Genomic DNA, 12,459 nt, shown 5'->3' with positions numbered 1-12,459 from the left:
CATGAACTTCTTGACATTGTGCCGGCGCGCCGCATCCAGCAAAATGAAAGCGCCGAACACATCCGTGCGAATAAAGGCATCCGGACCGCCAATCGAACGATCGACATGGCTTTCCGCCGCAAAATTCACCACCACGTCGACGCCAACCATCAATTCGTCCACCAGGCCGGCATCGCAAATATCGCCCTTGACGAAACGATAATTGGGATTGCCTTTGATGTCACGCAGGTTTTCGAGATTGCCGGCATAGGTGAGTTTGTCGAGATTGATGATCTCAACATCGTCGTTCTTGCGCAGCAGATAATGCACGAAGTTACTGCCAATGAATCCGGCTCCGCCGGTTACGAGAATTTTGCGCATGTTCCTTTCCTTGGTTGAATTCGCCACAGAAGCTGCGGAGATGATACTGTCTCCGCGCCAGAAAAAAGGAGGGCGAATTTAAAAAAACGCTTGTCGAAAGTCAACAAACACGAAAACGAAGAACTTGTATCTTTTGATCGTTTCAGCTTGAGAAACTGTATCAGTGATGTTATTTCGCTTCATTATGATTGCGAAACATCTCAACCGAGCATGCCATTCAGTAAGATGCTATTAATTTAAATCTTACTATATACTCAAAATATTCCTACGGAATGATGACTCAAGCCAAAAGTAAACAAGCAGGAATCGCGTTTGCATTTCTGCGAAACCCCGGCGGCTTCGTTGTCGAAATCTTATCCCCTTTATCATCAATATCTTAAACTTGGGGGCGCAAGATTTTTCCAGCCAATTTTCCGGTGAATTTTTCCTGATCGATCACAAGTTGGCCGTTTACAATTACAAAAGGAATGCCAACCGGATATTGATGCGGTTGCGACCAGGTTGCACGATCATTGATTTTCGCAGGATCAAAAATGACAATATCTGCCCAATAACCCTTTTTCAAAGAACCGCGATCTTGCAGGCCCAAAGTCTCCGCCGGCAAAGCCGTCATTTTGCGAATCGCCCTGGCCAATGGCATGATGGCTTCTTCGCGCACGTATTTGCCCAACACCCGCGGGAACGTGCCGAACGAGCGCGGATGCGGATTGCCGCTGCGCAGCACGCCTTGCTCGGCCAGTGAAGAACCGTCGCTTGCCGGCATGCAATAGGGATTCGCCAGAAGCTGCGCCGTATCCTCTTCACGCATGGCAAAACCGACCATGCCGCCGCCGCCGTTTTCGCCGATAATGAATTCAACCAGAAGATCGTAAGGATCGGCGCCATGCTGCGCCAATTCGGCAAGATTCATACCTTCATACTCGCTGCGGCGCGGATGATTTTGTAAGCTCGAGATCATCACTGATTTCCAACCGCCGATTTTGTCGGCTTCGTATTGCACTTCGGGACGCAATTTTGCTCGAATGCTCACGTCTTGCAGACGGCTCACAAAAGCTTCACTGCCGCCTTCACGGCTCCACAACGGAAAGAGTGAAGAAAGCCCGGTGCTGTAGGCGATGTAGGGGTAACGATCACAGGTGACGCGCAAGCCGTTGGCGCGCGCGGCCTCCAACATGGCCAGCATCTCCGGTTGCTTGCGCCAATTGTTTTGGCCGGAAGCTTTGATATGCGAAATGTTGAGCGCCACGCCCGCTTCTTGCGCAATGCGAATCGCCTCGGCAATGGCTTCGAGCAGCGTGTCATCTTCATTGCGCATATGCGTCGAGTAAATGCTTTTGCCGGCTGCCGCCCGGCAAACCGCAATGATTTCCTCGGTGGAGGCAAAACAGCCTGGCGTGTATTCCAAGCCCGAGGATATGCCGCATGCGCCTTGCTGCAAGGCGGTGCGCAACAGCGCTTGCATGTGGTTGATTTCATCAGCGGTCGCCGGGCGATTATCCAAACCCACCACAAACTCACGCAAGGTGCCCTGGCCGATCATGCTGGCGGCGTTGGTAATCAAACCGCTTTGCTCGAGACGCTGAAAATAGCCGGAGAAATCCGTCCAATCCACCGCGATGCCGTAGCGCTTGGTCAAGTCTTCATGCAACTTCGCGCGCATGGCGTCATTCAAAGGCGCCATGGAACCGCCGTCTTGTCCCAGAATTTCCGTGGTCACACCCTGCCGGATTTTGGATTGCGCCTCACCGCCGAGTAGCAGCTCTTCATCGCTGTGACTGTGAAAATCGATAAAGCCCGGCGCGACCGCCAGGCCGGAGACATCGATCGTTTGCTTCGCTTTGCGGTCACGCAAATCGCCCAATGCCGCCACACGGCCCGCAATAACGCCCACATCGCCGGAAAAGCCGTCATTGCCGCTGCCATCGTAAATTGTGCCGCCGGTGATGAGCAGATCGAATTCCTGCGAGGCAGAACACGCGCTATTGAACAGTGAATACGAAGCCAGTGCGCCGGCTGCGCTGGTTTTCAAAAAATTGCGCCGGGAATAGAATTTAGCCATCTCTCCTCCTCTGTGAAATTTTTGCAATATAGCCGGAGGCTATTGGAGAAGCAAGGGCATTTCTGCGGGCGTTAATATCGCTGACCGGAGGGAACCCCACGGCAATTGCACGTCTTCAAAAACTGGCGCGATCTTCATCGAGGCAGGCAGTCTTTCAAGAAATCGTTGCCGCATTTTAAATTGCAGAGGCGTCAGGAAAACTCTTTCAGCGCCGCTGCCAGCAACGGAATCATAATTTCGTGATGGCCGATGAAATTATAACCCTTGCCGCCCTGCAACGTGGGACGTTGCACCACATTCACGCGCGGGCGATAATGGTTGAACATGTCGAAGTTCGCGGTAAAAAAATTGTTCACTGGCGGGGCAACATTGCGCGCAATGGTGAGCGCTTTTAAAAATACTTCCGGCATCAAAACATTCGATCCGATATTCAAAACCACCCCGCCTTCGTTGAGTCCCGCCACTTGCGCCGTAAAGATTTTGAAATCGCGAAATGAAAGCTCGCCATAAGCAGCGCCGTCCGCGCTCGGATGCTGGTGAATAATATCTGTGCCAATGGCAACATGAATCGTTGCAGGAATGTTGCGTTCAAAAGCACTCGCCAGCAAACTCAGCTTTGCGCCCTCCGATTTCGTTGCCAGCAGCGCTTCGCCGGCTGCCTCGCCGAATCCCTGTTCCCGCTCTCGCCCGCGCGCCACCGCGTTGTTGATAAACTCGCCGGTTTCGGCGGCCATGCCGAATGTGCCGTCTGCCAGCCCTTCCGCCACCTCTTCCGAGGTTTGCCCAAACAGGGTCAGCTCTGTATCGTGCACCACGCCCGCCCCGTTCATGGCGAGGCATGAGATGAACCCGCGTTTCATCAAATCCACCAAAATCGGCGAGAGCCCCACTTTGATGACATGCGCGCCCATCATCACAATGATGGGCTTATTGTTTTCACGCGCAGCAAGCATGCGCTGCACGAATTCACGCAAATCTTTTGCTGCGAGAATATTCGGCAACGAGGTAAAAAAATCTTCGAAGAAATCTCCGCGCCGGAACGGCCGCGCCAGCTCCTCGCGATGCACTTTGCTGTAGCGTTGTTGCACGGAGTAGGTTTTGACTTGATTGAGATCGATTTGAGGGTATTTGGTCAAGTGTTACTCCCGGCTTTAAAACGATTACCTAAAATTTGCCGGCTGCTTTTCGCGATACTCGAACTTCATCGTTGCCATGAACGGTTCGATCGAGCTGGGCAACCTGGGCGGTTTATTCTATTGCGGCGAGAATTTCTTCAGAGGCATTCAGCATGCGATTCTTGAAACGAAAATCAATAGCGGCATCGACCGCGCATAAATTTTTCTTGATGAGATGCATATTGATGAACGTCTTGTTCTTCAAATAAACATAAGCCCAACGCCGGTTTTCTTCATCAAATTCCAGTTCATCAAATTTCAAAAAGACTTTCTGGCCAGCCGTAAGCTGCTGGATGAAGTCAATGGCAGCTTCTTCCTTTCCCGGAAGCGGCTTAATCCCCAACAAACGAATCTTGAGGCCGCTGCTGAGTTCGAGCAGATGCGGCGCTTCAACCTGTTTCACCGAATAATACTTTTCCTTCTGCTCTTCCTTGCCGCTGATCTTGGAACCGAAATGCTGTTCACGCGGATCGATCTTCTTGTCGAACTTTACGGCATCTTTAAAAACGTACGGCTGTTCGGCAATCAACTTGGCAAAGTCAAGCGCGGGGAGTTTTTGCTCGATGATTTCCACATGAACCGAATCATTCGACCCGAACAGGCTATTCTCATCGACGCCCAGGCGATTTTTTATAACCGGCAAGAATTCCCGATTGATTTCATACCCAACCGAATTGCGCCCGAAATTGTGCGCGGCCAATGCCGTGGTGCCGCTGCCCATGAACGGATCGAGCACAGTCTCGCCCGGAAATGAAAACATGCGAACCAAGCGTTTGGGCAATTCTTCCGGAAACGCCGCGAGATGCTGGCTTTGCTTCTCGCCGGGAAAATTCCAATGGCCGTGGAAATATTCGTTCCATTCTTCCGTGGTCATCTTGGAATTTTCTTTTTGCTCTTTCGTCGGCTTGGGCGACTTGCCGAGTTTCTTGAAAAGCAGAATGAACTCATAATCGAGCTTGACAATGCCGTTGCGCGGATGCGGAAACGAGCCCATGATGGTGGCGCCGCCGCTGGTGTTGGTTGTGGTTACCTTTTGCCAGATGATCGCGCCCATGTAATCAAACCCGATAGTCTCGCAAAACTTGATGATCTCCGTTCGAATCGGAATGATCTTATAACGGCCGTAATATACCGAGCGCGCGAATTGATCGCCGATGTTCACGCACAACCGGCAGCCGGGATGCAACACACGATAGCATTCTTTCCAAACCAAATTCAAATTGTTGATGTAATCTTCATAACTGTCGTTGAAACCGATTTGATCTTCGTGACCGTAATCTTTGAGCTGCCAATACGGCGGTGAGGTGATGATGAGATGCACCGATTGCCCGGGGGTCTCCGTCATCGCGCGGGCATCGCCCAAAATAATTTTGTGCTGCGTCTTTTCGTTCTCCATCCTTTTTTCCTTAACTAGGTACAGCTTGTTATGCGCGTCCGCTGATCAGGACGAGTGTGCGATCATCTGAGGCGGGATAATCCTTCGCGAACGCGCGCACGCCGTCCAAGAGACTCTGCACCGAGGCAGAAGGATTCGCCATGTGATCTCGAATGCGCCGCGCGCCAAACTCTTCCATCGCCGCGTTCATGGCTTCACTCACGCCATCCGAATAGAACAAGAGCCGACTTTCCGGCGGCATAGCGAGCCGGTATTCAGAAAAAGAAACGTCTTGAATGCCCAAGGGCAACCCGGAATCGATTTTCAGAAATTGCGATCCGGTGGCATTCACAAAAAGAGGCGGGAGATGCCCGGCATTGGCAAAAACAATGTTTCGCAGCGCGGGATCAACAACCGCATAGATCATCGTGACAAACTTGGCGCGCGGAAAATCTTCGATCAGCACGCGATTGACTTGCGTCAGAACTTCGGCGGGCGGCAAATCTCTTTCCGCAAACAGCCGCAGAATGCTGCGCGTCGAGGCCATCAACAGCGCGGCGGCCATTCCCTTGCCCGAAACATCCGCCAGAACCAGCGCCAGGCGGCCGTCGCGCAGAGGAATGTAATCATACCAATCGCCGCCGACTTCGCTGCAGGGCAAACACAACCCCGTTATTTCAAAGCTGGGGAGATCTGGATTCCGGCCCGGGAACAACGAAAGCTGCACGCGCCGCGCCTCCTCCAGCTCTCTTGCCATGCGCTCTTTTTCCTGGCGCTCGCGTTGAAACAGCCGGGCGTTTTCGATCGCTGTTGCGATATGTCCCGCCAAAGCCTCCAGAAGCTGAATGCGGCTGGTGGAAAAACCGTTTAACTCGTGATGTTGAAAATTGAAGACGCCAATCAGCCGCCCGCGAACTTTCAGCGGAATGTCAAGCTCCGAGCGGGTTGAGGCTTCACTCACCTGGTAATAAGGATCCACGCTGACATCCGGCGCATAATGCGTCTCTCCCGTTGCGCCGACATGTCCAACCATGCCGTATTCACCGATCTTGAAGCGCTCACCTTTGATATGAAAATTAATCGTCCAGCCGCGCACCGCCGCAATCACCAGTTCATCGGTGTGATCATCTTTCAGCAACACGGCTGAGCGCGAATAGCCGAAGGTTTGCGCCACGTCGTTGACGACTTCTTCCAACAGAGTATCCAGATCTAAAATCGCGTTGATGCGCTGCGCGACGCGCTGCAACAAAAAAAGTTCCTGTATCCGCTGATATTGATCTTCGTCGTTCATTGCAGCTTTTCCACGCTAGGGGTTTCGTCTTTATCAAAAATTTCACCGGCAAGAACGCTTCCTGCAGAATTTTGTTGTGGCGAGCGAAAACGTTCAAAACCCGTCAAGCCGGGTTCGCGCAGCTCGCGCGCGCCTCGACCTCATTCTCAAAATGTGGAATGTATTTGAGCAAGCCGACCATCTCGAAAATTTTCTGAAAATGGGGCGACAGCCCGAACGCCTTGAGCGCAACATTTTGCTGCTGGCTGCGGCTTAGCAGGGTGATGATGATCGACATCCCCGCAGAGTTGATATATCCCACTTCACTGAAATTGAGAATCAGGTCGCGCAGCTTTTGCGTCAGCGCGCGCTCATACGCTGAAACGATTTTCTTTTCCGCCAGGCTCGTGACATCGCCTTTAAGATCGATGAGCGCAAGCTTGTCTTCCAGGCGGAGATTGACTTGGATTTCTGTCACCGCAGGCTTTTCCTTATTTGACGAATTCGATTTTGCACGAGGTACTCCAAAAATCTGCCAGACTCGCTGCTTCAACTGCGATCTGCGCCTGATTCTTTTTTGCAATTTTTTCGAACAACTCCAGGCGCAACACCGCGTGAACCGCGTTGCGCGTGTGCGACCAGACGCCGACAATTTTGCCGTTCAACAACACCGAGGGTGTAATCCAGCCCGCGGCGCGATAAACGCGCTTGTAATGCCGCATGTCGAGCAAATGATCTTTCCCGGCGTGCCCCAGCAAATAAGGATCGAACGCGGGCAGCAGCCGCAGTATGTGATCATTTAAATTGCTTTGCGCAAGCGCATCATAATCGTCACGCAGAATGTAATTTTTTTGCTTCTCGCTTTGAATTTCGCGTAATTCTTCTTGCAGCGACTCCCAAACCGGTTTGACTTCTGCCATGGTAATGCCCGACCAGCGGGAAAAATCGCGCGCGGTTGCCGGGCCGTAAGCTCGAAGATAGCGGCGCAGCAGAGTTTGCTTGGCTTCCGTTTCGGGAATCTCTTTTTGCGGCGGCAGCCATTGATCGACGCGAATAAAGGTTGACTTGCTGCCGCGCGGCGGGCCGTAACAAATCAAGCCTTCCACCAGCGCCGCGCGAAAAATCTGAATGCTCCACGCCGCCTTGATATACGCTTTTAACTTCTTGCCGACTTTGGGCAGGATCTGTTGGATCAACTCGGGTTGTGTCTGTGGGCCGTCCGCAAGCGCGGCGACAATGGCCGCTGTCATGGCCTGGGCTTCTTTGGGCGTAATGCCGAACCTCGACATGATCTGGTGCAGCGCTGCCAACCGGCTGCGTTTGAGCGCGTTAATATAAAGCAAAAAATCGGAGGTTTGCAACAAATGCAGCGTTTGCCGCATGCACGAGGTTTTGACCAGGCTGCGTTCGTTCCACAACGCCGATTGAATATCCGTTTGCTTGTGATGATGCCCCCGCGCCCAGATCGCCATCTCCGCGCTCGCCATCACCTGGGCTTGTATGCCGCAGACGTTTTGACAAATCATGGTGAGGCTCGCCGGCTGATGAGCGGCAAGGTGATGGCGATGCAAGCGAAACGCCGCGACTTGATTTGATTTGATCGCAGGAATCATTCGTTTTGATGGCTTCGAAAGCCTTCAGTTCCATATCATGCCCATCTCAACCTCCTCCACTTGCTCCGGCGTTTCATCATGATACCAATCTTCATGTCGCGACCATTGCTGGCAGGCGAGACACATGGTGTTGCGCCAGACTTTGCCGCATTGCGGACAGCGCGCATGTGTGTCGAACGTGTTCCAGACATGGTCGCAACCGGGGTGGCATTGCCATCTCGAATCGGCGGTGGGTTCCCAGCGGCATTCCGGGCAGTAGATTTTCATGTTAGATAACTCCGCAAACAATTTGGACACAGATTGTGCAGATAAAATCTGCTCCGATTTGCAGACAAGCTGCAAATCAAAGCATCCGCGCAACTCGGTGTCTTCGGTGACCATCGGCGATAAAGCTGTTCCGCCGAAATGCGCCGAAGTCATCGAGCATCACCCAAAAAACTTTGGCAGGATGATTTAGCGGCAGAATTATTTCAAGTCGTTCTGCCGGCAAATTATTTTGTCACAAATTTTCAGAGGTTTATTCTAACTTTCATGGCTCGAAATCAGTTTTATCCATCCGCAGCGTCGTTACGTGTCCCAGCTCCGGCAAAACTTTATACTCGACATGATCCATCAATTTCTCGATCAAAAACAAACCCAGACCGCGTGTGCTTTCTTCGCCGCTGATTTTGCGCTCGAGGCTGATCTCATGCTGGGGTTTCAACGCAAAGCCGCTGCCGTTGTCAATAACCTGCACCGTGAGACTGTTGCTCGCGGGCTTGAGCAAGACATCAAGGCGATTCATTTGATTCAGCTTGTTGCCGTGCTCAATGGCGTTCAGGCAGGCTTCCGCCACAGCAGTGCGCAAGTCTTCCACGCGCTCGGCGCGAAACCCGAGCATTTGCGCCAGCTCCGCCGCCGCTTGCATCGCCATTTTTTCATACCCGTGTTGCGAGGGAATCGAGAGCCGCACTTCGCCGCGGTTTTCAGCGAATACAAGTGCCGCTGGCGCTTTGCCGTTTTCAGGTTCATCACGAACGGCTGGCGGAACGCCCTCAAACCTGGCAACGAGCAATGTGATGTCATCCGAATGATCGCGGCTGCCGGAAAATTTTTCCGCATCTTTGATCAACCCGGGAATGACGCTGTTGTTCAACTCCTGCGCGTGCCGATGCACCGAGGCGCGAAAACGATCAAAGCTGTACGGCTCGCTCTCGCCATTCATCATATCCACGATGCCGTCGGTGTAAAACACCAGCATATCGCCGGCAGCAAGATCGATATGCCGCTCGCCGTAGTCGATCTGCCGGCGAATGCCGAGCGGAAAGCGATCGCCCTCTTCCGGCGAGGGCAGCAGCATGGCCTCGCCGTTGCGATAGAGAATCGGCAGGGTTTGCCCGGCATTGGCGTAAAGCAAACGGCCGCGCGCCAAATCGAGAATGCCGCAGAACGCTGCGACGAACATGCCGCGCTGCAAATCCACCGACAAACGGCGATTGGCAAGGCCGAGAATTTCGGCGGGCGCTTTGTGGCCCTCCGCCGCGAAGCGAATGGCGGAAAGCGCAGCGCTCACCACCATCGCGCTGGATACGCCTTTGCCGGACACATCGCCGACGATGATGGCAAGTTGATGCGGCCCGAGCGTGATGAAATCATAAAAATCGCCACCGACCTCGGTGGCAGGCAGCGAGGCCGCTTCGAGCTGCAGGCCGGGCAGGTTCGGCGGCGTCTCGGGCAGCATTTCCATTTGCATGCGCCGCGCGATCTCGAATTCCTGCGTGATGCGCAGATTGTGCTGCAGCGATTGCAGCATCTTGTTGAAGGAGCGCGCCAGTTCGCCGATCTCGTCCTGCGAGTCGATCGCAAAGGTGGCATCGAGCCGGCCGTTGGCCACCTCCTGGCTCGTCTGATTCAACTGCCGCAGCGGCGCGAGAATTTTGCGGATCGACAGGGTCATGATGATCACCGTGAGAATCGCCACGGCGGCGATGGCCTCGACGGTGCGGTGGCGCACGACGTCCGCGCTTTGGAAGAGATCGCGCTCGTAGGCGGAGGAGAGCAGGATCCAGTCCCACGGTTTGTAATACATATAGTAGACGATCTTGCGCTCGCCCTGACGGCCGCGCGCGCCGGTTTCCTGATGATATTCGTCGTAAGCAGAATAGCGGTCGGGCTTGCCGGCTTGATCGATGCGATTGATGATTTTTTGAATGTGCGGGAAACGCGGATTGTTGAGGTTCTCGCCCGTGTCGGTCGGGTGAATGATGAGCTTGCCCTTGTCGGCGGTGTCGGAGTTGTCGATGGCGACGATGTAACCATCGATGGCAATGCGCACCGCGCTAATTTGTTCCTTCAATTCATCGGTGGGATGGCCGTAGCGTTGGTTGTAGCGGTCGCAGACGGCATAGGCAAAATCGGTTTGCGCGCGCAGCAGGTCGCGCGCCAGTTGCTCCAATTCATTTTGCGCGCCTTGATAGGCCCACAAAATCACGATGACGATGGTCAGCGCGATTTCGAGCAGCACGGCGAGCAGAAGTTTGGAGCGGATTTTCATGGGGATTGATGAGTTGTGACTCCCGGCAAAAGCGGGAGTCGATATTTCGGATTAAAACATCAAAATCATTTATGCAGGAATCGGGAGGCCGTCCTCCTCAAGAGCCACGATGTATCCATGAATAGCTTCTTTGATATTGAGCAAGGCTTCTTGTCTGGTTTTGCCCTGGCTGATGCAACCAGGCAAACTCGGGCATTCTGCCACCCAGTAACCATCTTCGCCGGGATAAATGATGACTTGTCGCATGAGACATCACCTGTTGATTTTTTTGTTCATTGATTCGCATTCTTCGCGAATCATTTACGGAGAAACTATCCGGATATTAGCTATTGCTTGTCCGCATTGGGATTCGCCACGCCCAGCCGATCCATTTTCTGCTGCAAGCCGAGCCGGCTCAGGCCCAGCGTGCGCGCGACTTGACTTTTGTTACCGTTGTGGCGCAACAATGCTTCGGCAATCATCTCACGTTCGAGTTGATCGACGGCGTCGCGTAAGAGCAGAGATGAGGGGCGCAGCCGGGCTGCGCTGGGCGAGACGCTTCTGAATTTGGGCGAGAGATGCTCTGACCGCAAAAGCTGGCCTTCATCTGCAAGTGTCACCAGGCGTTCCATCTCGTTTTCCAATTCGCGCACATTGCCGGGCCAGTGATAGTTTTCCAATTGTGGCAACAAATCCGGCGCGAGGCCGCCGGTTTTGCGGCGCAATTTGTTTTCAAAAATATTGAGAAAATGCTGCGCCAGCAACGGCAAATCTTCGCGATGATCGCGCAGCGGTGGAATACGCAATTCCAGCACGGCGAGGCGATAAAACAAATCTTCTCGAAAGCTGCCGCCGGCAATGGCTTCCGAGAGATTTTTGTTGGTTGCGGCAATCACGCGCACGTTAACCGGAATCTCACGGTCGCCGCCGATGCGGCGCATGCTGCGTTCTTGCAGCACGCGCAGCAATTTGGCCTGCGAGGCTGCCGGCATGTCGCCGACTTCATCGATAAACAGCGTGCCGCCGTGCGCCTGCTCGAACAAGCCGGTATGTTTTTTCACGCCGGTGGCGGTGCCGGCTTCGATGCCAAAAAATTCCGTTTCCACCAAATTTTCGGGAATCGCGGTGCAATTCACGCCGAGAAACGGGCCGTCAGCGCGCAACGAATGAAAGTGCAGCGCGCGCGCCACCAGTTCTTTGCCGGTGCCGGTTTCACCGGTGATCAACACGTTGGCCTCGCTTTTGCCCAAATTGCGAATCTGCTGCCGCACGCGTTGAATTGCGTCGCTTTTGCCGAGGATCGCGGTATCGCTGAAATCCTTTTTTGCGGCTTCGCGCAGCGCAAGGTTTTCAAGACGCAATTTTTCCTGCGTTTCCTGCAGAACTTCATAAAGCTGCACGTTTTCCAACGCGCGGGCGCTGAAACCGGCGACCGCTTCGAGCAACTCGCGGTCAGACGCGGCATACGGTTCGCCCAACAAACGCGGACCCAGCAAAAATGCGCCGGCGCGCGTTTCGCGCATTGTGGTGAACGTGGCAGCCGCGAAATGCTCGATGCCCGGCTCCCCGTCCAGCAAATGCCGCAGCTCCGGCAGAATTTTTTCCAGCGAATGAACGCCCATCTCCCGCAAATTGTTGGTCACCGCCTCGACCGCCAATTCGCCGCGGCTCGCCATGCATTGCCATTGGCCGTCATCGCGCTGGGCAATGGCCAGCGCTTTGCCCGCGCCGAAGGTACCGGAGAGAATTGCCAAAACCTCGGTAAAAATTTTGGCGCTTTCGCGGCAATCGGCCAGCGCTTGCGCCACTTCCAGAAGTGTGCGCAGCCGGAAAACTTCGCGCTCAAGCTGCCAGGTCTGGCTTGGAGGAGTCGAATCGTGCATGAGATAATCATCGTGTTAAACGAATTGCGCCGGCAAAGTATATAAACGGCATGCGCGAAAAGCAAGGGTAAAGACCTGTGCCTGAGAAGGGATATAAAGAGATAAGAGACGCCATTTAAATAACTTACTCATTTGGAAGAACCGCTAATAAACGCGAATATTCGCTAATCTTAAAATTCGCGTTTATTGGCGTGCATTCGCGGTTTGGCTTT

11 protein-coding genes are annotated in these 12,459 nt (G+C 53.6%); all 11 read right to left on the bottom strand.

What is annotated here, in order from left to right:
- Positions 1 to 360, bottom strand: a 360-nt coding sequence (locus FBQ85_17330) for an NAD-dependent epimerase/dehydratase family protein (protein ID MDL1876910.1), incomplete at its 3' end; no start/stop codon positions are given.
- 376 nt (positions 361 to 736) lie between these two features.
- Positions 737 to 2,419: a D-aminoacylase gene (locus tag FBQ85_17325; protein ID MDL1876909.1), complete on the bottom strand. Its 1,683-nt coding sequence runs from the start codon at positions 2,417 to 2,419 to the stop codon at positions 737 to 739.
- 191 nt (positions 2,420 to 2,610) lie between these two features.
- Entirely contained in the window at positions 2,611 to 3,555 is a 945-nt protein-coding gene (locus FBQ85_17320) for a hypothetical protein (GenBank protein ID MDL1876908.1), read from the bottom strand.
- A 112-nt stretch (positions 3,556 to 3,667) separates the two neighbouring features.
- Complete coding sequence (locus FBQ85_17315) at positions 3,668 to 4,939, bottom strand: site-specific DNA-methyltransferase (GenBank protein ID MDL1876907.1); 1,272 nt, start codon at positions 4,937 to 4,939, stop codon at positions 3,668 to 3,670.
- Between the two features lie 79 nt (positions 4,940 to 5,018).
- Complete coding sequence (locus FBQ85_17310; GenBank protein ID MDL1876906.1) at positions 5,019 to 6,260, bottom strand: GAF domain-containing protein; 1,242 nt, start codon at positions 6,258 to 6,260, stop codon at positions 5,019 to 5,021.
- A gap of 103 nt (positions 6,261 to 6,363) precedes the next feature.
- Positions 6,364 to 6,822 carry an STAS domain-containing protein gene (locus tag FBQ85_17305; GenBank protein MDL1876905.1) on the bottom strand — a complete coding sequence of 153 codons (459 nt, stop codon included), beginning with the start codon at positions 6,820 to 6,822 and terminating at the stop codon, positions 6,364 to 6,366.
- The gene (locus FBQ85_17300; protein ID MDL1876904.1) at positions 6,731 to 7,852 is read right to left on the bottom strand and encodes a winged helix DNA-binding domain-containing protein; all 1,122 of its coding nucleotides are present in this window, start codon (positions 7,850 to 7,852) and stop codon (positions 6,731 to 6,733) included. Before FBQ85_17300 ends, FBQ85_17305 begins: the two co-directional genes overlap by 92 nt.
- A gap of 24 nt (positions 7,853 to 7,876) precedes the next feature.
- Positions 7,877 to 8,119 carry a hypothetical protein gene (locus tag FBQ85_17295; GenBank protein ID MDL1876903.1) on the bottom strand — a complete coding sequence of 81 codons (243 nt, stop codon included), beginning with the start codon at positions 8,117 to 8,119 and terminating at the stop codon, positions 7,877 to 7,879.
- 262 nt (positions 8,120 to 8,381) lie between these two features.
- The gene (locus FBQ85_17290; GenBank protein ID MDL1876902.1) at positions 8,382 to 10,385 is read right to left on the bottom strand and encodes a HAMP domain-containing protein; all 2,004 of its coding nucleotides are present in this window, start codon (positions 10,383 to 10,385) and stop codon (positions 8,382 to 8,384) included.
- 69 nt (positions 10,386 to 10,454) lie between these two features.
- A complete protein-coding gene (locus tag FBQ85_17285) occupies positions 10,455 to 10,631 on the bottom strand; it encodes a type II toxin-antitoxin system HicB family antitoxin (GenBank protein MDL1876901.1) in 177 nt (58 codons plus the stop codon).
- Between the two features lie 80 nt (positions 10,632 to 10,711).
- Entirely contained in the window at positions 10,712 to 12,247 is a 1,536-nt protein-coding gene (locus tag FBQ85_17280) for an AAA family ATPase (GenBank protein MDL1876900.1), read from the bottom strand.
- Positions 12,248 to 12,459 lie beyond the last annotated feature (212 nt).

It is taken from the genome of Cytophagia bacterium CHB2, from assembly GCA_030263535.1.
Taxonomy (GTDB): Bacteria; Zhuqueibacterota; Zhuqueibacteria; order Zhuqueibacterales; family Zhuqueibacteraceae; genus Coneutiohabitans.
This window is presented reverse-complemented; position numbering and strand designations above follow the sequence as displayed.

What these genes read in the sequence shown, in the direction of transcription:
- FBQ85_17300 (MDL1876904.1), bottom strand. Translation starts at nt 7,852, where the DNA reads ATGATTCCTGCGATCAAATCAAATCAAGTCGCGGCGTTTCGCTTGCAT.
- FBQ85_17315 (MDL1876907.1), bottom strand. Translation starts at nt 4,939, where the DNA reads ATGACGGAGACCCCCGGGCAATCGGTGCATCTCATCATCACCTCACCG.
- FBQ85_17280 (MDL1876900.1), bottom strand. Translation starts at nt 12,247, where the DNA reads ATGCACGATTCGACTCCTCCAAGCCAGACCTGGCAGCTTGAGCGCGAA.
- FBQ85_17285 (MDL1876901.1), bottom strand. Translation starts at nt 10,631, where the DNA reads ATGCGACAAGTCATCATTTATCCCGGCGAAGATGGTTACTGGGTGGCA.
- FBQ85_17325 (MDL1876909.1), bottom strand. Translation starts at nt 2,419, where the DNA reads ATGGCTAAATTCTATTCCCGGCGCAATTTTTTGAAAACCAGCGCAGCC.
- FBQ85_17295 (MDL1876903.1), bottom strand. Translation starts at nt 8,119, where the DNA reads ATGAAAATCTACTGCCCGGAATGCCGCTGGGAACCCACCGCCGATTCG.
- FBQ85_17310 (MDL1876906.1), bottom strand. Translation starts at nt 6,260, where the DNA reads ATGAACGACGAAGATCAATATCAGCGGATACAGGAACTTTTTTTGTTG.
- FBQ85_17290 (MDL1876902.1), bottom strand. Translation starts at nt 10,385, where the DNA reads ATGAAAATCCGCTCCAAACTTCTGCTCGCCGTGCTGCTCGAAATCGCG.